Below are 23,906 nucleotides of genomic sequence, written 5' to 3'. Positions count from 1 at the left end.
TTTTTTTAATAAAATGGTTTATAAGATCTGTCTAAAATTTTGGTTAATCTATAAACTTAGCCAATGACTTAATAAGTTCTCTATATTCACCTTCAGATCTCTGTATTTCTTTCTTTTTCTCCAGTCCCTTTTCCGTTAATGAAAAAAGCATCTGCCTTTTATCGGCTTGTCCCATTGTCCTTATAATATATTCCTGCTGCTCTAAGCTACTCAGAATTTTAGATGTCCGGGAGTTCGATACGTCAAGCTGGCCGGACAGATAACCCGCACAGGAGCTTCTTGTTTCGGGCAAAGAATATATAATAATAGCTTCATTTAATGTGATGCCATTGTTTTCTAAAAACACTTTTTCGAGTCTATAAAGTATTTTCTGTATATTCTTTATTTTTGTAATTATGCACATATATTATAATTCCAATGGAAATAATAAACAAAGGAAATAAATATTTTAAGATTAGCAAACTTTCTTTCATGAAATGTTTGATCATATACGTTTTGTGAAAAATAGAAATTTACAACATAGGTTATACCATTCTATTAGTTCGTCTATATAGACTACTAATAGACACTACTCAAATACCAGAGGATAGAAGTTCGGGAGCTTATCTAATCAGAGTAATTTCTATGATTATGACGAAGTATACACCCTTTATTTCTAAAACAGTTATTTAGACAGCCGGGGGAGATTTATTTCAGATAAGATAAATGGAGTAAAACTAATGCATCAAAAGAAATAGCACGTTCTGATATTTGGCATTTCTACAATATAATTTAACACAGGTAGAGGAATAATTTAAAAGACCCTTGATTATTCCATTAAAATATTTCTACAAGTTCGGTCTTGATCAATCAATTAATTCTGTCAAAATAGACCCTAATTTCTTTTTCATTTAATCTTTTCATTAGCCAATTCTTTATTTTCTCCTGATCGTTCTTTGGCAGAATGCGTTTAGATGTGATCATAAATACACCAGTTTTCTCTCTATGCAAAGTATCATTCTGGGTATAGATATATGATTGAGCATACGAACAACTCTCTATATGAGGGTATAAAGGAGTCAACTCTGACAGTAATTGCTTCCCTATCTGGTATTGGCTCTGTATACTGTCTATTTTTTGTTTATAACCCGCAACCTCTACATTTAAGCGGGCTATTTGTTGCCGAGACTTCTCTTCTTCAGACTGAGCTTTTAGTCTATCCTTAGCTATATCATTATCTATGGCCAACCCTTGTTCTATTGTTATCTTCGCATCATCTAAAGAGAATAAGCTTGCCTGACCGACAATTGCATCTTTGTCTTCTTCTGTCAGCGAAGATCCGCCGTATACCAAATTAATTTCTTTCCTGTTTGCAGCAACCTCATTGTTTAATAAATAATTCCCTTTATATATGCCTACATAACGTGTATATTTTTCGGCATTTACTCTGAATTTCTCATTCTGGGACATCCGGTAACCCAAATATATACTGGGCAATATGATTATAATAAGCACGATGGACAACCCCTGATTGATACGTTTTTTTCTTGTCTCACTTATGTTAGCATCTCTGATCGGAAACTTCAACATTTGAGAAATTAAAACCGAAGCATAAGCAATACAAACAGTGTTGATGGTAAACAGATAGAATGCTCCATAGAAAAAAGAAAATTGGAGCGTAGCTAAACCGTAGCCGGCTGTACAGAGAGGTGGCATCAAGGCTGTAGCAATAGCAACACCGGGAATAACATTTCCTTTCTGCTTACTGCTGATTGCTATAATACCTGCAAATCCACCAAATAGAGCAATTAAAACATCATAAATCGTCGGACTGGTTCGGGCTAAAAGCTCTGAATGGGCTGTATGAAGGGGGGTTATCGAAAAATAAACAGTGGATGCTATAAGGCTGGCCAGCACCGCAAAACCAAAGTTCTTTAATGACTGACGAAGCAATCCAAAATCATGAATAGCAATACTATAACCCATTCCATTGATTGGCCCCATCAGTGGAGAAATAAGCATGGCTCCTATTATCACAGCGGTTGAATTGGTATTAAGCCCTACGGATGCTATGATTATCGCGCAAACTAATATCCATATATTCGTCCCCTTGAACGAAATACCCTGTGTTATCGAATTATGGATTTCTTCAAAGTCTTCGGTTTGCTTTTGCAGACTAACGTAAGTGACTACTTTTCGTATGAAGTTATACATGCTATATATTATTAGTATTCAGACTATACACCTGATTTGAATAACCATGGAAAAGATACTTCTTTTTTATCAATTATATATTTACCAATCACACTTTTTCTATTTATGATTTTTGTTCTTGCTTATAAACTGTTTAATATCTTTGTTAGATCCATAAACAACTAAAATGTCATTCTTTTCTAACATGGTATCGGGTGTTGGTATACCTTGAACGTCGGCAACAACTCTGGTTTTCCCTATTATGCTCTTCTTTTCTACATTTTTGATAACAGTCAACACGAGCATATTATATTCCTTACGAAAACCGATTTCTTCGATTGTCTTTCCAATAAGAATATCCGGAACTACAATTTCTACCATGCTGTAATTCTCATTCAACTCAAAAGAATCTACCATGCCCCGAAGCGTTAGTTTCTTCGCCCATCTTTCTGCGGTTTCTTCTTCCGGCCGGACAATCTCATGTACGCCGATTGCCTGTAACACATTCTCTTGCAAAGGATTCAGGGATCTTCCTATAAGCCGTTTTACATTCAGGTTTTTAAACATGGCTGTCGCCATTATATTAGCACCCTGATCTTCTCCTATACAGACAATGACCACATCTGTATTCTTCAAGGGTAATGTTTCTACTGCAGCAGCATCTGTTACATTCAAACATGCAACATGCGTTATTTTATCTTTCAGTTCATTTACCCGTTGCATCTTTGTATCTACTCCGATTACCTCATTGCCCTGTGATGCTAACTTCTCAGCAAGTGAAGAACCGAATACACCGAGTCCGACAATAATATATTTCATTCTTTCTTCTTTTTAATTAATCAGTATCTCCTCCGATGGATAAGTATAATTAGACATCCTCACTTGCTTAAAGAAAGCAATAAGCAGCGTGAGTGTTGTTACACGTCCTATAAACATCAGTATTATCAGCACCAGTTTACTGGCAGAACTTAAACCGGGAGTTATCCCCAGACTCAGCCCGACTGTACTATACGCCGAAACCGATTCAAATATAATATCTAATAACCGTAAGCCTTCATCAAAATATGAAATAAGTAATGAGCCTATCCCTAAAACAACAACAGAAAGTGTCATCACCGCAAAAGCACGTCTTATGGATGTTTCGGAAACCTCCCGACTATATACCTCAATATTCTTTCGCCCTTTGGCTAAACTGATAAAGTTCAGAACGGCTATTGCAAATGTACTGGTTTTTATACCTCCCCCCGTTGATGCAGGAGAAGCACCGATCCACATCAAGATGATTATAATAATCAAGGAGGATAAATGCAACTGATTAAAGTCGATTGAATTAAATCCGGCTGTACGAGGTGTTGTCGCTGTAAACAATGCCGTAACGAATTTTCCGATTCCTTGATGAGAAGCCAGTATATTATTATACTCGTTGATAAAAATAAGGATGGTTCCGATAACAATTAAAGAGATAGTTGTAACCAGATTTATCTTACTTCCCAGTTTCATCACCCAAGGCTTGTAAACATCTTTTTTATGATTGAAAATCTGTAAGAATGTTCTGCGGATTAAATGTTTCAGGTATTTCAACAAATTGATTACAATAGGGAATCCTAATCCTCCGAGAACGAAAAGAAATATCAGGCTCAATTGTAATCTGTAATTATCCACATATCCGTTTTCCATGATACCATGCGGCAATGTGGAAAATCCTGCATTACAAAAAGCAGATATGGAGTGGAATACTGAAAAATAAATCCGGTCACCTAATAATGGAATTAAATCAGGGTTTAAACTAGTAAAAATAAAGAAAGCCCCGACAGCTTCAATACCAACTGTTATAATTAATATCCGCTTTAACGTCTTAAAAATTTCATCAATCTTCTCTATGTTAGAGATATTACCCATCGTTAATTGATCCTCATAAGACGAGCCTCCCTTAAAGAAGTAGCTGAAATAACTGGCAAAAGTCAATATACCTAAACCGCCGGCCTGAATCATGACCATGATGACTGTTTGTCCGAACAATGTAAAATCTTTACTTGTATCCACTGCTACCAGACCTGTTACACAAACTGCACTCGTTGTTGTAAAAAGAGCATCTATCAGGCTGATGCTCCCTGTTGTGGATACCGGTAATAACAGTAGAATTGTCCCGATAAGAATCAGTCCTAAAAAACTGAGAACAAATAAGCGAGCCGGGTTTAATCCTATATATTTTATTCGGGATAACATTATTTATGCTTTACGGAACGGCTTAATGTGATATATCCTAATACTCCGCCAATGATAGAAGCTGCAAAAATACCGATCTTAGCCTGTACCATATATTCGGGATGAGAAAAGGCCAGCGATGTGATAAATAACGACATAGTAAAGCCGATAGATGCCAGCAAACCTAAACCAAACAGGTTACGTACATTCATTCCCTGAGGGAAGGGTGCTACTTTCAGCTTTATCAATAAAAGAGTGAAACCAACGACACCTAACACTTTACCTAGCAGTAATCCCAAAGCTACTCCTAAAGCTATATTCGTACTGAATAGTTGATCAAAATCAATATTAAGAGAGACTCCAGCATTAGCCAAAGCAAATATCGGTATGATAACAAATGTGACTAAAGGGTGCATTCGGTGTTCTAAACGTTGCAATGGCGGGATCGCCTTATTGGTATCTATTTTTATTTCTTCCAACAAATGCAACTGGTCATTTGTAAGTGTCGGAATTTCGTTTTTAGGATCAACCTCCCTGAATTTATTCAGATAGTTCTTTATCCGTTCCACAAATAGATTCTCTCTTATTTTCACATCCGCAGGAATCATAAAGGCGGCAATAACAGAAGCTATTGTAGCATGTACTCCTGATAAGAGAAAAGATGTCCACACTCCGAGAATACCAAATATGGCGTAGAACACAATACTCCGCACACCCATTTTATTGCCAACGAACATAATAAGAACAAAGCCAAAACCAATAGCAAGGCTCATGAATGAAATATCGGATGTATAGAAAAATGCAATAACCAAGACAGCTCCCAGATCATCAACAATAGCCAGTGCTGTAAGAAATACTTTCAGCGATAATGGTATCTTGCTCCCCAATAGGTACAAAACACCTAAAGCAAAAGCAATATCGGTTGCCATCGGTATTCCCCATCCGTGATGAACTTCTCCGGATGGATTCAGGATAATATAGATAAGTGCGGGTACGAGCATACCGCCGATTGCTGCACCGATAGGCAAAAGGGCTTTACGCGGATTGGATAATTCTCCTCCTACAATCTCCCTTTTGAGTTCTAAGCCCACTACAAAGAAGAAAACAGCCATCAGCCCATCATTGATCCAGTGATGAATGCTATATTCAAAGAATGGAATGCCATCAAATATAAATCCCAGTTTATGCTCCAATACATGAAAATAGTCTTCCGACCATGGGGAATTAGCTAAGATCATAGCAATGATAACACTCAGCCCGAGGACTATACCTCCGGCCTTTTCCTGTAATATAAATCGCTGAATGGGTTGAACCACCTTATCGATAGCTTCTTTTTTTTCTCCTGTCATCTATCTGGATTTTATGGAAATGTTGAATATTTTAATAAACATCAAAAATAATTTATTTTTTTCGACTAGAAAAAATATTACCGATTAACTCTATTTTAATAGGCATAGCATACTTATAATGAGCCATTAAACATAAATTAACTTTTAACCAAGCTCTAATTTTACTACTTTTGTTCCTAATACCGGAAAATCCGGTACTGTTCAGGAGTGGTTTTATTATTAGTCTATTACCTTTCTTTCTATATCCTGAACTCTTTTTTTAATCTTATATGACCGAGGAACTATTTATATCATTTGTAATGATGAGTTCTGCTATTGAGGTATATTTTAGATGCTTTATTTAGCATATATTTTTATTTCTCTACCATAATGAATTAAATAGTCTTATTTAGAAAAACATGTCAAGATTTGTTCCCGTTATTATTTATATCTTTTTTTCTTCCAATCTTAATATTGGGGCATCGGATGGGGAGCCTCAAAAAAAAAACTATAAAAATAGGTGGAGCTGTACGGTTTAATATTGCTTCAGAAAACTATGAATCTGCTGCTAGGCCTTTAGATTCTTATATTAAATTAGATACATGGTTTTTGTCAGTAGATGCAGGATATGAGGATTTTGATTTAAGTTTTCAATATAGGCTTTATCCCGGATCAAAAGCACATTTTATACATCATGCCTATGTTGGATACAGGTTAAATGATAGTTGGTATGCAAAATTAGGAGTTTTTCAAAAACCATTTGGGATAGCGCCGTCTGCATCTCATTCTTGGTGGTTCCAACTTCCATATTATATGGGACTGGAAGATACTTACGCAACCGGCATAGGTGCTGAATACAAGATCGAGAAGCTATCTGTTGATATGGCATATTTCAGACAGGCTGCACCAAAAGGTTTCTTAAGTTCAGAGTATGAAGATAATACTGTAGGAAACAGCCGTTTTTCATATGCTGTTGTTCCCACAACAGGGCTTACTGGAGCTAACAGAAGTAAAGCTTCCATCCGCGAACTAGACCAATTTAACATGCGTATATGTTATCAATTGACAGAGATCGCAGAAGTTGGCTTATCCGGACAGTTGGGTAGTATCTATAATGAGACCTTGAATAAAAGGAAATGGAACTTGTCCTGGGCGATACACTCAGTATTCAATTATCGAAGATGGAATTTAAAGGCTGAAATTATTGGGTATAATTATAAATCTCAAAATGACAAAGGAGAACTTTTAGATGCCGTACAAATGGCTGCTTATGGCTCTCCTTATGATGTGGCAAGCAAAGGATTTGTATACCTGGCAGGAATATCATATACTATTCCTATAAAAAGGAAATTCATAAAAAGTATAGAAGCATATGTAGATTACTCAATAGCTGACAAAAGTAGAGCCGGATATAACAATACTCATCATTTAATACCCGGAGTATCCATTGCTTCGGGACCTATTTACACATACATAGATATGGCTATAGGAAAGAATCACCCATGGCTTACGAGCAACTTTGGAGAAGGACTTGCACAAGGTAGCGATAATGCCAGATGGAATAGCCGTTTTAATATAAATATCGGATATTATTTTTAAAATCAACACATTACAACAAGTAAAAATAAAACAATATATAATATGATAAAAAGCAAATTACCTTTTCGAACGACATTAACCAAATCAGTTGCTCTACCAGGGCTAATTGTTATACTTTTTGTATCCCTTTATTGTGGCTTCTTCCCTGAACAAGCCAATAAATCTCTGTCGGTTGTGAAAACCTATTTTTTTAACAACCTGAGTTGGGTTTATGTATTGATGGTAACTTTGTTCGTTCTGTTTCTTATTATTATAGCTTTAAGTAAACTTGGCAATATTCGCTTAGGTTCGGATAATTCCCGGCCTAAGTATAGCTTCTTTTCATGGATAGCAATGCTGTTTGCAGCCGGTATGGGAATCGGGCTTATGTATTTCGGTGTGGCAGAAACAATGTCTCATTATGCAAATCCGGCTATAGACGATACGCTTCAACGAGCAAAAGAAGCCCAATTATACACTTTTTTCCATTGGGGAATACATGCCTGGGCCATATATGCTGTGGTGGGATTAGTACTGGCTTATTTTGCCTATCGTTATAAATTGCCGTTGGCAATACGAAGCGGTTTATATCCTTTGTTGAAAGATAAAATATATGGTCCAATCGGAAATATTGTAGATACTTTTGCGCTGTGCAGTACATTTTTCGGAATTGCGACAACTTTGGGATTTGGTGTTGTACAGCTAAATGCAGGATTGCAAAGTATAGGATTGGTGTCAGAGAACAGTTTTACATTTCAGGCTATTATCGTTATTGTAGTCATGGGTATCGCTATCTTTTCAGCTTTTACAGGCGTAGATAAAGGTGTGAAGCGATTAAGTGAACTGAATCTGTCTCTCGCTTTTATTCTGATGGTATTTATTTTGATTGCAGGACCAACAATATATATACTTAGCACCTTTAGTGAAGGTATCGGTTATTATATCAGTAATTTAACAAATCTGACCTTCAATACTTTTGCCTATGAAACAGAAGCTCAGGGCTGGTTCTCGGGCTGGACAATTATGTATTGGGCCTGGTGGATATCATGGTCTCCGTTTGTTGGGTTGTTTATTGCACGTATATCGAAAGGGCGTACCATACGTGAGTTTATTATAGCTGTACTACTGATTCCTTCCTTATTCAATTTCTTATGGATGACTATATTTGGCAGTAGTGGTGTTTGGCTGGATAAATTCGTAGCAAATGGAGAATTGAGCCTATTGGCGAACGATCCGGATACTCTCCTGTTTCGCTTTTTTGAATATTTTCCATTTACAGGCTTATTGAATATAATAGCAATCTTGATGATTGGGGTTTTCTTTGTTACTTCGGCAGACTCCGGTATATTGGTTATGAACAGTATAGCATCCGGTGATAAAAAGAACTCGCCGAAGTGGCAAAATATATTTTGGGGTGTACTGCTCATCATTCTCTCTCTTACACTGCTTCGGGCAGGAGGTCTGGCCTCACTGCAGACGATGACTCTCATTTCCGCATTACCCTTTGGTTTGAGTATGCTACTCTTATGTTTTTCTTTATGGAAAGCTTTGCAAATCGATCATTTATTTCATAATACCAAACTGCCCTATGGTAGTATTGCATGGGACGGGAGCAGATGGAAGGATCGGCTGAACAGAATTCTTACATTTTCCCATAAGAGGGATGTCAAGGACTTTTTGAATGGTACGGTAAAAGAAGCATTCGGCGAACTTCAGCAAGAGTTATCCGAAAATGATATTGAAGCTGAAATAATAACTGGTAAAAACACTCCTCTATCCATAGAGTTATTCATAAGGCATGATAAAATACGAAATTTCCGATATGGTGTCGTTGCTGAACCTCAAACGATCTCGGAGTATATGATAGAAGAAGAGAATACTCCGAATGTTGATATGGAAACGCCTTATATCCCGATTACCTATTTTAATGATGGGCGTAAAGGAAATGATATACAGTATATGACAAAAGAGGAAGTGATAGCTGATGTCCTCAGAGAATATGAAAGATTTATAAGTCTCATCTCTGATGATAAAAACGAATTGCTTATTATTGACAAGTAGATAAACCTGAAAAAGAAGGCTGTGAATAAATTGATAGATTCAGGAAGGAATGATCGTCCTGAATCTATTTATTTGCAATCTCTTTCTTTAAACTTTGCTATTTTATTCCTGTCACAGTAATCGAATAAATGCCGACATTACCTGCTTTGTATTTGGCTATTGTCGATTCATCCAAATGCTCCTGTAAGACTTCATCAGGAATGACAATAGTTTTTGTCCGTTCAATCTTAATATCGGAAAAATCAGCTTTCTCTATCTCACCCAAATAATCCTCTCTTTGTATGGCACTGGCTATACAACCCGCATACATGGAAGCATTATCCGTAAATTCTTTTGGAAATACACCATTCAGGACAACATCAGAAATACAGAAATGGCCGCCTTCTTTCAGTACCCGATATATTTCTTTAAAGATTTTATTTTTTTCGGGTAATAAATTCAACACACAATTACTTACTACAACATCTATGGAACTATCGGGCAAAGGCATATTCTCAATATCTCCTTCGATAAATTCGACATTGGTATATCCTCTTTTAGTCGCATTCTTTCGTGCCTTTTCTATCATTTGTAGCGAAAAGTCGATGCCGATTACTCTTCCTGTTTCTCCGACTTCTGCCCTGGCTATAAAACAGTCGTTACCCGCACCTGAGCCTAAGTCTAAAACTGTATTACCTTCTTTAATACCTGCATACTTAGTAGGCAATCCACAGCCTACACCCAAATCAGCATCGGCTTCATATCCTTTAAGCCCGCTGTAATCTTCGCTCATGATCGTAAAGACCTTTTTTGAAGGAGTAGCAGGACTCGTTCCACAACAGCAACCTGACTTTAGAGCATCGCTATTCAATGCTAGTTCGCTATATCTCTGCTTTACTAAAGCTTTCTTTTCTTCGTTCGAGTTCATATTAAAAGTGTTATTTTATTTATAATATTTCTTTTTGGACCAAAAGGCAATGTTTACCAACAGGATAAGTACAGGCACTTCAACCAATGGGCCTACTACGCCTGCAAAAGCCTGTCCACTATGCAAGCCGAAGACTCCTATTGCAACTGCAATAGCCAGTTCAAAGTTATTGCCTGTGGCTGTAAATGCGATTGAAGCATTTTTATCATAAGATGCACCCATCATTTTACCTGCAAAGAAGCAGAGGAAGAACATGACTACAAAATAGATTAGTAACGGTATGGCTATACGCACGACATCCAACGGTATTTGTACAATCAGTTCCCCTTTGAAGCTAAACATTAACACTATGGTAAATAATAACGCTATCAGGGTAATTGGTGAAATTGCAGGGATAAACTTATCCTTATACCATTGTTCCCCTTTTAATTTTACCAATATCAAACGGCTTAAAATACCCATCAGGAAAGGTATTCCCAAATAGATAGCAACTGTTTCGGCAATTGTTCCTATGGAGATATCCACAATTGCACCCTCAAAGCCAAATAACGGCGGTAACTTAGTTACAAATATCCACGCATAAAAACTGTAAAAAAATACCTGAAAAATACTATTCAGGGCAACTAATCCCGCACCGTATTCCGTATTGCCTTCTGCCAAATCGTTCCAAACAAGCACCATTGCAATACACCGTGCAAGACCTATCAGAATAACCCCAACCATGTATTCGGGATAGTCATGCAAAAAGAGAATGGCAAGTAAGAACATTAGGGTAGGTCCGATAATCCAATTCAGGACTAATGAGACAGTCAGTATTCTGACATTCTTGAAAACTTTAGGTAGTTGTTTGTAATCTACTTTTGCCAATGGCGGGTACATCATCAGAATAAGTCCGATTGCCAGAGGAATATTTGTTGTCCCTCTCGACATGGAATCTATATAACCACTGAAAGACGGTATAAAATATCCCAACCCTATACCGATAGCCATTGCAAGGAATATCCAAAGGGTTAAGTTCTTATCTAAGAAACTCATCTTCTTTTTACTCATGACCTTTTATCTTGCTTGTATATAGTTCGTAAAATGCTGTTTTGATTTCATCCCTTACCCTGATATACTCGGATTGAATAAATTCGGCTGTTCCCGTAGCTCCGGAAGGGTCGTCAAAGCCTATATGCAGACGGTTCCTTACTTTTCCCGAGAATGCAGGACAGCTTTCATTTGCACCTCCGCAAACAGTAATCACATAATCCCATTCGTCATTCATATATTGCTCTACACTATCGGATGTATGATGTGAAATATCTACGCCTGCATCCTGCATGACTTCTATTGCCTTTGGATTTACTTTTCCGCTTGCTTTTGTCCCTGCGGAATAAACAGACAATGAAGGATCGAATGATTGTAAAAATCCATGAGCCATCTGGCTGCGGCAACTATTTCCTGTACATAGAATTAAAATTCTCATATTGTTCATGATTTCGTATTTACACTAACAGTTCCTATTTCGTCGAATAACGAATATGTGTCTTAAAAAAAATATCAGGATAAAACTTTTGACATTTTATAGTTTGTCATGGAAATACCAATGCAAACGGTCTGTTGTTCCAGAATAACATAGCCTTTTTTTGAGAAGAAAGGTTGGGCCGTAATACTGACATCAGCAGTTATTTCTGAAATATCTTTCATCCGTGCATATTCTTCAACCTTTTTAAGTAAGAATGATGCAACACCTTTGCCCTGATAGTCCTTATGAACAAACATAGAATTTAAATACCCTGACAATTTTAAGGCTGCAAACCCTAATATTGTATCGTTTTCCTCAGCAAGTATAAAGTATTGCTCATTTATCCGTTCTTCCCATACACTAGTGTCTTTTCCTCTTGCAGCCCAGCATTCGACCTGTTCAGGTGTATAGTCTTTTAAATTGACTGAAAGGATAGTTGAACGAAATAATTCCTTAATGGCAGGAATATCTTTTTTTGTTGCAAACCTGATGTTCATCATATCAGAAAATATCGTCTGTTTTCTGTAATTGAGTAAAAAAGCCACCAAACAGTTCTTTGGCCTTATTCCAGTTTTCGCTGTTGATACAATATTTTACAGTAGGCAATGTAATTGTCCCCTGAATTAATCCTGCATCTTTCAATTCGTTCAAATGCTGTGACAACGTGCTTTTAGCAATCGGTAACACCTCTGACATATCACCATGATAGCAGCATGATTGATTGGCAAGCATTTCAAGTATGGCAATACGAATGGGATGTCCCAATGCTTTCGCAAAACGGGCTAATTGTTCCTGATCCGCTGTTAATTCTTTCTTTGACATAGACTCGATATTTATTGTTCGTAAATATACGAATATAATTTAAATTCGTAATATTGCGAATGTTTATTTTGTAAATTATCTTAGAGAGAAATATCCAGATATTAATCTAAAGTTTTCAAAGAGTAACGAAAGAGGAAAAGTTTTTTAGTATCTTAACTTTGACTATATAGTATCATTTTTTTACTACTACATAAATTCTATTTGAAGATGAAAATCTAAGAAATTCAGTTCTCTAAAACGAAAATTTTATATCTTTACAAAAGATAAGTTGCTCTTTAATATAGTTAGGAAATTAAGCAAATCGAAGAGGCAAGCTCGTTTCTAAATCGTTACCCATCCCAAAACTTTCAGTATGTAATCTACTGATTAGTAGCTGATAAAATACTTCCTTATGTCTTGCTACGGAAATGTCAGCTCACTGTTAATGCCTCATAAATCGGTAATTTCTTTCAAATAGCAGTTTTATTGATTTTATCTACTCTTTATCAATCAATTACAAATAGCAAAATTTATAGAGGTAACGATTTAGTAACGGTTCTTCTGACTGAGGTTTGCGATCATTTACTAGTCAGATAACTCATATTGCAAAAGTAATAAAGACTTTTGTATAAAAAAATATCTAATTGATCTTTCATGCAAAAAATAGGGACTGAGAATATTGGATCATTCCATATTCAGGCATTATTGTTGAAAGACTAAAAAGAAAATAGCTGAGCCGAAACTCAGCTATTCTTATATTGTAGAGGAGTCATGCCCACATACTGTTTGAAGAACCGTCTGAAAAACGAGGGGTTGGGAAAGTTAAGTTCTTCTGATATCTGCCGCCTTTTCCCTATGATAGTTAATATCAGAGATTATAGACATGATATATAGATTTAATCATTAAGCAAAACAATATCTGTATTTGAACTGTTTATTATAGATGTTGATTCAAATAAAATCTAATGCATCACGAAGGTCATTATACAAACCGCACCAACTGGTTAAGAGCTGCTGTTCTGGGGGCAAACGATGGCATTTTATCCACTACTAGTCTTGTTATCGGGGTTGCTGCAGCTAATGCTTCGAGACATTCTGTTATTTTGGCCGCTTTAGCTGGATTGGTTGCAGGAGCCTGCTCTATGGCTGCCGGAGAATATGTATCCGTAAGTTCGCAAACTGATGTGGAGACAGCTGATCTCAATAGGGAGAGGATGGAGTTGGAAGCCACGCCAAAACAAGAGTTGCAAGAATTGGCAGGCATTTATGAAAAACGAGGGTTAGATAAAGATTTAGCATTCGATGTTGCTAAGCAATTAATGAAGTATAATGCATTGGAAGCCCATGCACGGGATGAATTGGGCATTAATGATATGACTAAGCCAAATCCACTGCAAGCTGCAGTGGCTTCTGCAGCTTCTTTTATTTCGGGAGGGATACTTCCTTTTCTTGTTGCTGCCTTAGCCCCAATACAAGGAATGGTTTTTTATCAGTATGGATTTGCTATAATGTTCTTGGCTTTATCGGGTGCAATAGCTGCAAAAATGGGAGGTTCCAGCATCTATAAGTCAATTTGGAGAATTTGTTTTTGGGGAACTGTAGCAATGTTTATGACCGCTTTAGTGGGTTATATTTTCGGGGTTCAAACATCGTGAATTTAACAACTGTACTACAAATAACTACATATTAATTCTTCGCAATGAAATAGTATAATATTGGGGGCTCCCAAAGATTGTATCAAATTCATAACCAATAGATAGTATTGCTCTAAACGAATATCTCGTTGTCTCTACTTCGGATTTTATAAAAAATAACAAGCAGGTATTTGAGTCTAAAATAACCAAGCAATACCAGAGATAATACAATGGAGTCATTTTAGTCTATTTTTTTCTATCTTTACGTCATTATGCAACATATCCTCATCATAGAAGACGAGCCCGGAATCTATACCTTTCTCAAACAAGGATTAGAAGAGGAAGGGTATAGTATCTCCATTGCCGTTGATGGAGAACAGGGAGTAGAGCTTTTCCGAACGGAAAAGCCCGACCTGATTCTGCTCGATTGGGTATTGCCCAAGATGGATGGTATAGATGTTTGCAAGGCTATTCGGCAGGAAGATATAAACATCCCTATTCTGTTTTTAACAGCAAGGGATACGGTGCAAGATACTATCGAGGGACTACAATGCGGAGCAAATGATTATATCAAAAAGCCTTTTAGTTTCGAAGAACTGTTGGAACGCATAAAAATCCATTTTCGTAACTCAATAGAGCAAGGCATTCTTACATTGGGTAATATTTCTCTAAACTCACAAACCTACGAAGTACAAATAGAAGCATCTGATATTGCTCTTACTCATCGTGAGTTCGAACTACTCGAATTTCTGATAAAGAACAAAGGAAATGTTTGCAAGAGAGATGAAATAATAGAAAAAGTATGGGGAATAAACTTCGAGTACGACACAGGGGTAATTGACGTGTTTATCAACGCTATACGCAAAAAACTAAATTTGGATAAGGACAACGGATATATCAAGACGGTGAGAGGTGTAGGATACATTGCCAACGAATAAATATGAAGAATTTTTCTTTCAGAAACAGGATAGCACTCAATTATATAATCACAACAGCACTACTGATTGGGATTGTATTTGTTACTATATTTATAGTGGTAGAAATCGGTGTATCCAATCATCTGAATGATGACCTGCAAACAGAAGTCGATCGCCACTCGCAGGAAGTAGAAGTGAAAAATGGAACGATTGCTCTGAAAAGACACAAAGAGTGGATGGAACGCGAACACAATACGGTGGGCGTTGATCCGGTGTTTATCGAGTTTCTCGATATTGATGGAAACCTGATCGACAAATCTCCCAATCTGAAAGAAAGCCATCTCTTATACGATCTGAAGCAAAATGATAATGTTTTTTTCGATGGCGAACTTGCTGAAAAAAGAATCAGGCAGGTGCAAGTTCCTATTCTGAATGAAAGAGGAGAAAGAGTCGGGCATCTGTTAGTTGCAGTGGCACGGGAAGGCTCTGAAGTTGTATTGGAGACATTAGGTCGTATACTACTCACTACCTATCCCTTTATTTTGATAATCTTGTTCTTTGTCGCTCGATTTATAGCAGGTAGGAGTATCAAACCCATCAATGAAATTATTGACACATCGAACCGTATTACCAAAGATAATCTCACTTCCCGTATTCCTTTACCCCATAACAAAGACGAACTTTATGTCCTTTCCGATACGATAAACCAACTCCTCGACCGTATAGAAAAGACCATCGAACGGGAAAAGTCTTTTACATCCTATGCTTCTCACGAATTTCGGACACCTTTGGCTGTGCTGAAAGGAACACTCGAAGTCCTTATCAGGAAGCCACGCCAACAAGAAGAATACGAAGAGAAAGTGAACTATTGCATTAAGGAAGTAGATCGTTTGAACCATTTGGTCGATGAACTTCTTATCCTTACCCGATATGAGAATCTGAAACAATCGCTGAAATGGGAGAACACTGACATTAAAATGATTGTTGATGAAAGCCTGAAATACCTTGAAAGAAATATGCAGCAAAAAAACATGCGTATTCTAACAAATATTTCATCCACAGATATTCCTTTCAGAACGGATATATATTTACTTTCTACCATCATCCATAATATCCTTTCCAATGCCATCAAATATTCGCACCGGGACAGCGAGATAGACATAAATGTGCAAGCGGAAGACAATACCATACTCCTCGAAATAGCAGATAAGGGAATAGGTATTTCCGAAGAAGATTTGGAGAAGGTTTTTGATAAATTCTATCGTTCTACAGACCATGCCGATATCAAGGGTTTTGGTTTGGGATTACCTATCGTAAAAAGATTCTGTTCTCTGTTAAATATCAAGATCCAAATAAATAGTAAAGAAGGTGTAGGAACTACTGTCAAACTACAAATACCTCAATCTTAAGCAAATCTTAAGGAAACTCCTTTAACATATCTCTACCTTTGCTTGTTATAAGTAAAAGAAAGGATTTAATATCATATTTTAAGTCATAACAAGCAGTGAATGTTATGCTTAGGTGGATAATAAATAGGTCTGAGACCTTAAAAAATAAAGGTAGATGTTAGAAAAAATTATACGGTTTAGTCTTAACCGCAAACTTATTGTTTTACTTTTTACGGCAGTCATATTTCTATATGGCATTTATTCCGTATTCCATATACCCATCGGAGCCGTTCCCGATATTACAAACAATCAGGTACAGGTCATTACCACCTCTACCAATCTGTCGACTGAAGATATTGAGCAGTTTATTACCTATCCCATCGAGATGGAAATGGCTAATCTGCCCGGAGTGCAGGAAATACGTTCTATATCTAAGTTTGGTCTGTCTGTTGTAACTATTGTTTTCAACGAAGACATGGGGACTTATCTTCCCCGCCAATTGATAGCCGAAAAGATAAAGACAGCATCCGAACTTATTCCCGAAGGCTTTGGCTCTCCCGAAATGGGACCCATATCCACCGGCTTGGGAGAGGTCTATCAATATGTATTAGACGTAAAACCTGAATTTAAGGACAGATATTCGGTTGCCGATTTGCGTACCATACAGGATTGGATTGTAAAGCGGCAACTATCGGGCATTCCCGGAGTAGTCGAAATCAATACATGGGGAGGTTATCTCAAACAATACGAAGTAGCTATCAATCCATCCCGATTGAAGGCAATGAATATTACCACAGGAGAAATAGTAACCGCATTGGAAAAAAACAATAGTGTGGCGGGAGGGGCTTATATCGAAAAAGTCAATCAAAGTTATTTCATTCGTGGAGAGGGAAAAATAAACTCCATAGAGGACATCGAAAACATCGTTGTGAAGAATGTAGACGGAATCTCTGTTCTCGTAAAAGATATTGCAACTGTACAATTTGGTAGTGCCAATCGTTTCGGAGCTATTACCGGTAACGGAGAGGGCGAAAAAGTGCTTGGTCAGATAATGATGCTCAAAGGAGCGGACTCCAAAGAAACCATCAATGCTATAAAAGAACGGGTGGATGAAGTGCAGAAAGCCTTGCCCGAAGGCGTGTACATCAATGCTTTTTTAGAACGAAGCGAACTTGTTGCCAAAACTACTTTCACAGTTGCCGAAAATCTAATTTTGGGATGTCTGATTGTAATATTTGTAGTCGTTCTGTTATTAGGCAATTTCCGTTCAGGGCTTGTTGTTGCATCTGTTATACCTCTCTCTCTGTTATTTGCTATTTCACTGATGCGAATATTCGGCATTGATGCTAATCTGATGAGTCTGGGAGCAATCGACTTCGGTATCATCATAGATGGAGCTGTTATTATAGTCGAATTTGTGTCGGCACAAATGACGGCAAACGCTTCCAAATTAGCTCATCTGTCTGCAGCTGATAGAAAAAAAGAAATAGACAGAATCACCTTAGGGAGTTCGTCTACCATGATGAATTCCGCCATCTTCGGGCAATTGATAATCCTTATTGTTTTCATTCCTATTCTTTCGCTATCGGGAGTAGAGGGGAAAATGTTCAGACCGATGGCTTTAACATTTAGCTTTGCCCTTGTGGGAGCTATGTTGTTATGTTTGACCTATGTTCCGGTAGCTTCTTCTCTGCTTATAAAACCACAACAACAAAAGAGAAACGGAATATCTGTTAGCATTATCAGACTATTAACAAGATGCTACTTGCCCGTCATTACTTGGGCATTGAGGCATACAAAAAAAACGTTAGCCGGAGCAGTTGCCTTGCTTGTTTTGGCTATTGTAATATTCACTCGCATGGGTGGCGAATTTATACCACAGTTGGACGAGGGCGATTTTGTAATTCAGCCTGTCTTGAAAACAGGGACATCCCTTGCCAAAACCATCGAAACCACTACCTTAATAGAAAAAACAATACTGAATAAATTCCCCGAAGTAGACCAAATAGTAAGCCGTATCGGTGCTGCCGAAGTGCCTACCGACCCGATGTCGATGGAAGAAAGCGACATTATAGTGAAAATGAAGCCAAAAAGCGAATGGGTATCAGCCAAATCGAAAGATGAATTGGCCGATAAAATAAAAGACGAGCTGGAAGCTACCATCCCAAATATGGAAATCGAATTTACACAGCCTATCGAGATGCGTTTCAATGAACTTATTTCGGGTACACGCTCCGATGTAGCGATTAAGATTTTCGGAGAGGATTTAGGAATACTAGCTGAAAAAGCAGAACAGATAAAACAAGCTATATCCAACGTAGAAGGTGCTGCCGATATTATTGTGGAAAAGATAGACGGTCTGCCACAAATGACAGTAGAATACAACCGCACACGCATAGCCCAATACGGCTTAAATATTTCGGACATAAACAATATTGTATCCCTGTCTTTTGCCGGAACAACCGTAGGGAATGTATTTGAAGGAGAACGCCGTTTCGACTTGGTAATACGTTTGGAAGAAAATCTGCGTAATGATATTGAAGACTTAAAAAACTTGTATGTACCGCTCCCTGATGGTGGACAGATTCCATTGCGAGAGCTGGCGAAAGTGGAATATACCGAAGGTCCTGCCAAAATATCGCGTGACGATACCAAACGCCGTGTGGTAATTGGCGTCAATGTGCGTAATCGTGATATGGAAAGTGTAGTAAAGGATATTTCGGCAATTATTGATACTGAGATTAATCTTCCTCCCGGATATACCGTGACCTATGGCGGACAGTTCGAAAATATGCAGAATGCCCTTACCCGACTGAAGATAGCCGTGCCTGTGGCTTTGTGTCTCATCTTTGTTCTTTTGTATTTTGCTTTTGGATCGATGCGGGAAACCATGCTTGTCTTTACTGCCATACCCCTGTCGGTAGTAGGTGGTATATTATTGTTATGGATAAGGGGAATGCCATTCAGCATTTCGGCAGGAGTTGGCTTTATTGCCCTATTCGGTATAGCTGTACTCAATGGAATTGTATTGGTAGAACACTTAAAAGATCTGAAACACAAAGGGATGAAAAATGTAGACGAATTGATACTAAAAGGAACTGTCGACAGGCTTCGCCCTGTTACCCTCACAGCAGCAGCGGCAGCACTTGGCTTTCTCCCGATGGCTATTTCATCTTCAGCAGGGGCAGAAGTACAGCGTCCGTTAGCAACGGTAGTTATTGGCGGATTGTTTACGGCTACGCTACTTACAATGATAGTCCTGCCTATTCTTTTCAAAATGTTTGACAAAAATCTGACGAAAGATGAAGAAGATATTTAAAAATATAGTGCTTGGTTGCTTATTGGCATTTAGCTCAATGGTTTATTCGCAAGATAATAATTCCGAGTTGAATAAGCTGATTGAAACGGCACTTGCCAATAATAAAGAATTAAGTTCGTATCAGTTGCAGTCCGAATCGTCAAAGGCCAATATCGGAACGGCTTTCGATATAGATAAGACGACTGTTTATTATGGATACGATGAAAATAATATGGCTCCGAATGATAAAGCATTGAAGGTATTCGGCGTTGAGCAAACCTTTTCTTTCCCTACAGTATATGGAGCAAAACGTAGCGTCTACAAATCGCAATGGGAACAGAATAAGGCTTTGTACGAAATACAAAAGAATAAACTGATATTGGATATTTCTCTTGTATATGAGCAAATTGTTTATACGCAGAATAAGGAAAAGATGTATACGGAACTCGACAGTTTGTATTCAGCCTTCTCGAAAGCAGGCAGCCGAAAATTCGAATTGGGAGAGAGTAATTATCTGGAAAAGATTACGGCAGAAGCTAAGTCGAAGCAAATATATACGACTCTGATTCAGTTGAAAAGCCAGAAACAGGCATTTTATGAACAACTGAAATCGTTGGTACAAAGTGAAGAGAATTTTCAGGTAGTTAACGACCGGCTGAGTTTATTGTATCTCGAAAATGCAAGCATTGGGAAAGAGTTGCATAAGAAATATTTGGAAACGACAAGCAATACCTATTCGTCACAATTGAAGTTGCAGAACCAGAATTGGCTACCCGACCTGAGCATTGAATTATTTACAGGAACAAATAAGAATTTGGGATACCGACAAAATGGTTTCCAGATTGGCATAGCCATCCCTTTATTTTTCAATGGAAACCTATCGAAACGTAAAACGGCCAAGTTGGAGCAACAAAGTTGGGAAGCCATGCGTAACAACCGTGAAATAAAGATGGAGAGTTTTTATATGCAAAAGCAAGCCGAATTGAACCAACACCGAGAAATGATTAAATATTATACCGAGAATGGACAATCGCTATCGAAAGAAATCATCAAGACCGCTAATATGAGCTACAAAAATGGCGAGATTGACTTTTTTCAGTACATTCAAAGTATGGAAAATGCGATTAGTATAGAGGTCGATTATCTGAATAATGTCCTTGCTTACAATACATCTTATCTGGAGTTACACTATTTTAATTTTAATGAATGATGAAAAAATATTCCTATATATTATTTGCGTTGGCAATTGGCATTTTAGGTTCGTGCGAAGGAGAAAAGAAATCGACTGGAGAAGAGTCTGTTTCGTCGGAAGATAATTCTTTAATAGAGATTACAAAAGAGCAGTTTAGCTCTATGAATATGGAAATAGCCCCATTGCAAGAACATGAGTTTGATGCTGTAGTACGAGCATCGGGGAAAATAGATGTTCCTCCTCAGAAACGAGCAAAGGTGACTTCGTTCGTAGCTGGCTTCGTTAAATCTACCTCATTATTAGTAGGTAGTAAAGTAACGAAAGGGCAAGCTCTGCTGACCTTAGAAAGTCCTGAGTATATCGATATGCAGCAATCGTATATGGAAATAAGCAGCCGATTGAGCTATCTAAAATCGGAATACGAAAGGCAGAAGACCTTGTTTGAAGAAAAAATATCGTCTCAAAAGAAATATCTGGAAGCAGAGAGTGAATATAAACGTGCCAAAGCGACCCACGAAAGCCTTCGGCAGAAATTGAATATGCTCCGTATCAATCCTTCACAGGTAGAGCAAGGAAAGTTAGCTTCCTCAATCACGGTATATGCTCCTGTTTCGGGCGATGTAACACTGATTAATATCAATGTTGGCATGGCAATATCTCCTACCGATGTACTGATGGAAATTGTGGATACAAAAGCAATGCACTTAGAATTGGCTGTATTTGAGAAAGATATATTCAATCTGAAAACAGGACAAAGGATAAAGTTTGTAATACCACAGGTTTCGACAGATGAGTTTGAAGCCCGTATATCTCAGATAGGTAAATCGATAGAAGGAAAAGACCGGATTATAAATGTATATGCCACATTAGATGATAACGCAAAAGAAAAGCTGATGACGGGAATGTTTGTAGAAGCCCGAATTGTAGCCGATTCTCGAAATGCTTTGAGCGTTCCATTCGATGCGGTTGCAATAGAAGAGGGGAGTCATTTCTTGTTAATGTTGGAATCAGAAAAAGAGGGAAATTATACTTTCCGAAAGACCTTAGTTCAAATAGGCGAACGGAATGGGGATTGGATCGAAATTACTTCTGACAATAAAATAAGTTCTGACAGTAAAGTTTTGGTTAAGGGGGTGTATGATGTGATGTAAATAGAAGGAAGTCTTATAGTAACTGAAGCATCGGTAGAAGATGATGAATGAATGATAGCCAGCGAACTAAAATGGATAGATTATTTGAAAGTATGCCTGCTCTAAAGGATTTTGAGTTTATTGTACGCCTATGCGAAACAATAAAAATTCCACTTCAAATTGTGAAACAGATATTGTCGGGACAGAAAGCCGCATATTCGGGAGAGTTGTATTCACCAGAACATAAGCAAAACGTTGAAGCGAAAGAGGCGGTAGTTTCTATTGCTCGGGATAAGGAGAAAAAGCAGTGTTTGGCGATTGACGATATATATTATGTGGATTGGTTCAGGGAGCAGAAAAAGAAGTTTTTACAGAGTATTGGGGTAAAGATCAAAGAGCCAAAACAACAAAAAGGGTTGGGAAGATAGAGAAAGCTTATAAATAAAGCTCGTAGAAGAGCTTAGGTAAGATATCTTAGAGAGGCATATCGCTATTTATAGTGTATGAGATTTTTATTTTGAGTTCTTCTTTAATTGTAAAGTATTGGCAGATTAGACGAAACTTATTTTGAGTGACTGTAACATAAATTGAAGACAGGGAGGCAATTCCCTGTTTTAGCATGAATTACAAAAATATTTACTAACTTTATATCTTTTGATTTAAAGATGTATATAAATCTATGCCTCATATAACGTTATCATTTTGGAGCGGAATAAAAGATTCTTTCGAGCAACGGACAATACCTTCAAAAACGGTTTTATTAAACGAAGGAGAGGTTGCCAAGAATCTCTATTATATTGAGAAAGGTTGCTTACGACTATACTTCTATAATGAGGGAAAAGACATTACTTTTCAATTCTTTTTTGAAGAAAGTATCGTTGCTTCATTTGATAGTATGTACGCAGGACAACCTAGTTTATTTTCTCTTGAGAGTATAGAACCTACTACAATTCGGACTGTCAGTAAGAAAGATTTCTATGACCTGGTAAATAAAAGACCGGAAGCCAAACAAGAGTACGAACACAAAATAATAGATAGATTTCACACCTATCAAAAACTCTTTCTGTCACGTATAAAGAATACTCCCCAACAGAGATATGAGGAATTGTTAAAAGAATACCCACATATATTGCAAAGAGTTCCTCAACATTACATTGCATCCTATCTTGGCATAACTCCCGTTTCGTTAAGCAGAATCAGAAACAGGCGAACTTAATTCATTTCTTTACAATTGTTATCGTCTTAATCCTTTTCACTTACCGACCTTTGTATTTATAATACTTAAAGATCGGCTGAATGAGAAAAATATCATTAACAAAAGGAAAATCTATATTTATTATTGATTTAATTCTAATACCTGTATTTCTACTCTTGATATACAGTGGGGTGAAACTACATGTAGCAGGACATACCAGCAATCACGATCTCTGGGAGTATTGGGCATTATTACAGGATTTTTATCGCTTACTGTCGGAGGATTCCACATAAAGGCACATTGGGCATGGTATAGAAACTTTATAAAAAGTGGGATAGGGAAAAAAAGCAAAGTTACAATAGTCTTGTCTGTATTATTTTTAATGGAGACGATTACGGGGATTATTCTTATTTTATTTCTTGAAGGTGGAAATTCCTCTATCGGGATGTGGCATTATAGGCTTGGTCTTGTAATGATAGTATTTATATTGATTCATATTACTACCCGATTTTCATTGATGATGAAAGGATTAGGATGGAAGAAAAAAGACATAAGTTAATTATATAAATGGACAGTGCCAAATATATTTTCTT

At 37.4% G+C, this 23,906-nt stretch carries 23 protein-coding genes; 12 read left to right on the top strand and 11 right to left on the bottom strand.

Features of this window, described 5'->3' with window-relative positions; genetic code table 11:
- Positions 1-43: 43 nt before the first annotated feature.
- From HMPREF9455_RS15155 to nhaA, 5 genes are all read right to left on the bottom strand, one after another.
- Entirely contained in the window at positions 44-403 is a 360-nt protein-coding gene (locus tag HMPREF9455_RS15155) for a MarR family winged helix-turn-helix transcriptional regulator (protein ID WP_006800607.1), read from the bottom strand.
- Between the two features lie 446 nt (positions 404-849).
- Entirely contained in the window at positions 850-2,193 is a 1,344-nt protein-coding gene (locus HMPREF9455_RS15150; RefSeq protein WP_006800605.1) for a TIGR00341 family protein, read from the bottom strand.
- A gap of 99 nt (positions 2,194-2,292) precedes the next feature.
- Positions 2,293-2,991 carry a potassium channel family protein gene (locus tag HMPREF9455_RS15145; RefSeq protein ID WP_006800604.1) on the bottom strand — a complete coding sequence of 233 codons (699 nt, stop codon included), beginning with the start codon at positions 2,989-2,991 and terminating at the stop codon, positions 2,293-2,295.
- A gap of 12 nt (positions 2,992-3,003) precedes the next feature.
- Complete coding sequence (locus HMPREF9455_RS15140) at positions 3,004-4,398, bottom strand: TrkH family potassium uptake protein (RefSeq protein WP_006800603.1); 1,395 nt, start codon at positions 4,396-4,398, stop codon at positions 3,004-3,006.
- Positions 4,398-5,726: a Na+/H+ antiporter NhaA gene (gene nhaA / locus HMPREF9455_RS15135; protein ID WP_006800602.1), complete on the bottom strand. Its 1,329-nt coding sequence runs from the start codon at positions 5,724-5,726 to the stop codon at positions 4,398-4,400. Before nhaA ends, HMPREF9455_RS15140 begins: the two co-directional genes overlap by 1 nt.
- Positions 5,727-6,191: 465 nt before the next feature.
- Between nhaA and HMPREF9455_RS15130 the strand changes: the two genes are divergently transcribed.
- Positions 6,192-7,304: a hypothetical protein gene (locus HMPREF9455_RS15130; protein WP_006800601.1), complete on the top strand. Its 1,113-nt coding sequence runs from the start codon at positions 6,192-6,194 to the stop codon at positions 7,302-7,304.
- A 42-nt stretch (positions 7,305-7,346) separates the two neighbouring features.
- Positions 7,347-9,344 carry a BCCT family transporter gene (locus HMPREF9455_RS15125; RefSeq protein WP_006800600.1) on the top strand — a complete coding sequence of 666 codons (1,998 nt, stop codon included), beginning with the start codon at positions 7,347-7,349 and terminating at the stop codon, positions 9,342-9,344.
- Between the two features lie 97 nt (positions 9,345-9,441).
- On the opposite strand, the gene arsM is transcribed toward HMPREF9455_RS15125, so the two are convergent.
- The 6 genes from arsM to HMPREF9455_RS21140 all read right to left on the bottom strand — a co-directional run bounded on the left by arsM (position 9,442) and on the right by HMPREF9455_RS21140 (position 13,398).
- Positions 9,442-10,251: an arsenite methyltransferase gene (gene arsM, locus HMPREF9455_RS15120; RefSeq protein WP_006800599.1), complete on the bottom strand. Its 810-nt coding sequence runs from the start codon at positions 10,249-10,251 to the stop codon at positions 9,442-9,444.
- Positions 10,252-10,266: 15 nt separating this feature from the next.
- On the bottom strand, positions 10,267-11,301 hold the full coding sequence (arsB, locus tag HMPREF9455_RS15115) for an ACR3 family arsenite efflux transporter (RefSeq protein WP_044216401.1): 1,035 nt from the start codon (positions 11,299-11,301) through the stop codon (positions 10,267-10,269).
- Positions 11,294-11,719 carry an arsenate reductase ArsC gene (locus HMPREF9455_RS15110; RefSeq protein WP_044216449.1) on the bottom strand — a complete coding sequence of 142 codons (426 nt, stop codon included), beginning with the start codon at positions 11,717-11,719 and terminating at the stop codon, positions 11,294-11,296. Before HMPREF9455_RS15110 ends, arsB begins: the two co-directional genes overlap by 8 nt.
- Positions 11,720-11,793: 74 nt before the next feature.
- Positions 11,794-12,258, bottom strand: a complete 465-nt coding sequence (locus HMPREF9455_RS15105; RefSeq protein WP_006800596.1) for a GNAT family N-acetyltransferase — start codon at positions 12,256-12,258, stop codon at positions 11,794-11,796.
- Position 12,259: 1 nt separating this feature from the next.
- Positions 12,260-12,580 (bottom strand): ArsR/SmtB family transcription factor, encoded by a 321-nt coding sequence (locus tag HMPREF9455_RS15100; protein ID WP_006800595.1) that lies wholly within the window; start codon positions 12,578-12,580, stop codon positions 12,260-12,262.
- 722 nt (positions 12,581-13,302) lie between these two features.
- Positions 13,303-13,398 carry an AraC family transcriptional regulator gene (locus tag HMPREF9455_RS21140; RefSeq protein ID WP_395858108.1) on the bottom strand — a complete coding sequence of 32 codons (96 nt, stop codon included), beginning with the start codon at positions 13,396-13,398 and terminating at the stop codon, positions 13,303-13,305.
- 126 nt (positions 13,399-13,524) lie between these two features.
- Between HMPREF9455_RS21140 and HMPREF9455_RS15095 the strand changes: the two genes are divergently transcribed.
- The 10 genes from HMPREF9455_RS15095 (at position 13,525) to HMPREF9455_RS21420 (ending at position 23,872) form a co-directional block, all read left to right on the top strand.
- The gene (locus tag HMPREF9455_RS15095; protein WP_006800594.1) at positions 13,525-14,214 is read left to right on the top strand and encodes a VIT1/CCC1 transporter family protein; all 690 of its coding nucleotides are present in this window, start codon (positions 13,525-13,527) and stop codon (positions 14,212-14,214) included.
- A gap of 251 nt (positions 14,215-14,465) precedes the next feature.
- Positions 14,466-15,131 (top strand): response regulator transcription factor, encoded by a 666-nt coding sequence (locus tag HMPREF9455_RS15090; RefSeq protein ID WP_006800593.1) that lies wholly within the window; start codon positions 14,466-14,468, stop codon positions 15,129-15,131.
- A 2-nt stretch (positions 15,132-15,133) separates the two neighbouring features.
- On the top strand, positions 15,134-16,519 hold the full coding sequence (locus HMPREF9455_RS15085) for a HAMP domain-containing sensor histidine kinase (RefSeq protein WP_006800592.1): 1,386 nt from the start codon (positions 15,134-15,136) through the stop codon (positions 16,517-16,519).
- A gap of 154 nt (positions 16,520-16,673) precedes the next feature.
- Positions 16,674-19,817, top strand: coding sequence for an efflux RND transporter permease subunit (locus HMPREF9455_RS15080; protein ID WP_006800591.1), 3,144 nt, complete (start codon positions 16,674-16,676; stop codon positions 19,815-19,817).
- On the top strand, positions 19,801-21,006 hold the full coding sequence (locus HMPREF9455_RS21665; RefSeq protein ID WP_006800590.1) for a TolC family protein: 1,206 nt from the start codon (positions 19,801-19,803) through the stop codon (positions 21,004-21,006). Before HMPREF9455_RS15080 ends, HMPREF9455_RS21665 begins: the two co-directional genes overlap by 17 nt.
- Complete coding sequence (locus HMPREF9455_RS15070; protein WP_221408054.1) at positions 21,003-22,139, top strand: efflux RND transporter periplasmic adaptor subunit; 1,137 nt, start codon at positions 21,003-21,005, stop codon at positions 22,137-22,139. Before HMPREF9455_RS21665 ends, HMPREF9455_RS15070 begins: the two co-directional genes overlap by 4 nt.
- 71 nt (positions 22,140-22,210) lie before the next feature.
- The gene (locus HMPREF9455_RS15065) at positions 22,211-22,546 is read left to right on the top strand and encodes a hypothetical protein (RefSeq protein WP_148401910.1); all 336 of its coding nucleotides are present in this window, start codon (positions 22,211-22,213) and stop codon (positions 22,544-22,546) included.
- A gap of 251 nt (positions 22,547-22,797) precedes the next feature.
- Positions 22,798-23,334 carry a Crp/Fnr family transcriptional regulator gene (locus tag HMPREF9455_RS15060; RefSeq protein WP_006800586.1) on the top strand — a complete coding sequence of 179 codons (537 nt, stop codon included), beginning with the start codon at positions 22,798-22,800 and terminating at the stop codon, positions 23,332-23,334.
- Between the two features lie 80 nt (positions 23,335-23,414).
- Complete coding sequence (locus tag HMPREF9455_RS21255; protein ID WP_006800585.1) at positions 23,415-23,606, top strand: hypothetical protein; 192 nt, start codon at positions 23,415-23,417, stop codon at positions 23,604-23,606.
- 89 nt (positions 23,607-23,695) lie between these two features.
- A complete protein-coding gene (locus tag HMPREF9455_RS21420; protein ID WP_157256607.1) occupies positions 23,696-23,872 on the top strand; it encodes a hypothetical protein in 177 nt (58 codons plus the stop codon).
- The last annotated feature ends 34 nt before the right edge of the window (positions 23,873-23,906 follow it).

The sequence above is a fragment of the Dysgonomonas gadei ATCC BAA-286 genome (genome assembly GCF_000213555.1).
Lineage (GTDB): Bacteria > Bacteroidota > Bacteroidia > Bacteroidales > Dysgonomonadaceae > Dysgonomonas > Dysgonomonas gadei.
This window is presented reverse-complemented; position numbering and strand designations above follow the sequence as displayed.

Coding starts and splice junctions, on each gene's coding strand:
- HMPREF9455_RS15110 (WP_044216449.1), bottom strand. CDS start 11,719: ATGAGAATTTTAATTCTATGTACAGGAAATAGTTGCCGCAGCCAGATG.
- HMPREF9455_RS15080 (WP_006800591.1), top strand. CDS start 16,674: ATGTTAGAAAAAATTATACGGTTTAGTCTTAACCGCAAACTTATTGTT.
- HMPREF9455_RS15100 (WP_006800595.1), bottom strand. CDS start 12,580: ATGTCAAAGAAAGAATTAACAGCGGATCAGGAACAATTAGCCCGTTTT.
- nhaA (WP_006800602.1), bottom strand. CDS start 5,726: ATGACAGGAGAAAAAAAAGAAGCTATCGATAAGGTGGTTCAACCCATT.
- HMPREF9455_RS15145 (WP_006800604.1), bottom strand. CDS start 2,991: ATGAAATATATTATTGTCGGACTCGGTGTATTCGGTTCTTCACTTGCT.
- HMPREF9455_RS15090 (WP_006800593.1), top strand. CDS start 14,466: ATGCAACATATCCTCATCATAGAAGACGAGCCCGGAATCTATACCTTT.
- arsB (WP_044216401.1), bottom strand. CDS start 11,301: ATGAGTAAAAAGAAGATGAGTTTCTTAGATAAGAACTTAACCCTTTGG.
- HMPREF9455_RS15140 (WP_006800603.1), bottom strand. CDS start 4,398: ATGTTATCCCGAATAAAATATATAGGATTAAACCCGGCTCGCTTATTT.
- HMPREF9455_RS15070 (WP_221408054.1), top strand. CDS start 21,003: ATGATGAAAAAATATTCCTATATATTATTTGCGTTGGCAATTGGCATT.
- HMPREF9455_RS15130 (WP_006800601.1), top strand. CDS start 6,192: ATGGGGAGCCTCAAAAAAAAAACTATAAAAATAGGTGGAGCTGTACGG.
- HMPREF9455_RS15065 (WP_148401910.1), top strand. CDS start 22,211: ATGGATAGATTATTTGAAAGTATGCCTGCTCTAAAGGATTTTGAGTTT.
- HMPREF9455_RS21665 (WP_006800590.1), top strand. CDS start 19,801: ATGAAGAAGATATTTAAAAATATAGTGCTTGGTTGCTTATTGGCATTT.
- arsM (WP_006800599.1), bottom strand. CDS start 10,251: ATGAACTCGAACGAAGAAAAGAAAGCTTTAGTAAAGCAGAGATATAGC.
- HMPREF9455_RS15155 (WP_006800607.1), bottom strand. CDS start 403: ATGTGCATAATTACAAAAATAAAGAATATACAGAAAATACTTTATAGA.
- HMPREF9455_RS21255 (WP_006800585.1), top strand. CDS start 23,415: ATGAGAAAAATATCATTAACAAAAGGAAAATCTATATTTATTATTGAT.
- HMPREF9455_RS15085 (WP_006800592.1), top strand. CDS start 15,134: ATGAAGAATTTTTCTTTCAGAAACAGGATAGCACTCAATTATATAATC.
- HMPREF9455_RS21420 (WP_157256607.1), top strand. CDS start 23,696: ATGGAGACGATTACGGGGATTATTCTTATTTTATTTCTTGAAGGTGGA.
- HMPREF9455_RS15060 (WP_006800586.1), top strand. CDS start 22,798: ATGCCTCATATAACGTTATCATTTTGGAGCGGAATAAAAGATTCTTTC.
- HMPREF9455_RS15125 (WP_006800600.1), top strand. CDS start 7,347: ATGATAAAAAGCAAATTACCTTTTCGAACGACATTAACCAAATCAGTT.
- HMPREF9455_RS15105 (WP_006800596.1), bottom strand. CDS start 12,258: ATGATGAACATCAGGTTTGCAACAAAAAAAGATATTCCTGCCATTAAG.
- HMPREF9455_RS15095 (WP_006800594.1), top strand. CDS start 13,525: ATGCATCACGAAGGTCATTATACAAACCGCACCAACTGGTTAAGAGCT.
- HMPREF9455_RS15150 (WP_006800605.1), bottom strand. CDS start 2,193: ATGTATAACTTCATACGAAAAGTAGTCACTTACGTTAGTCTGCAAAAG.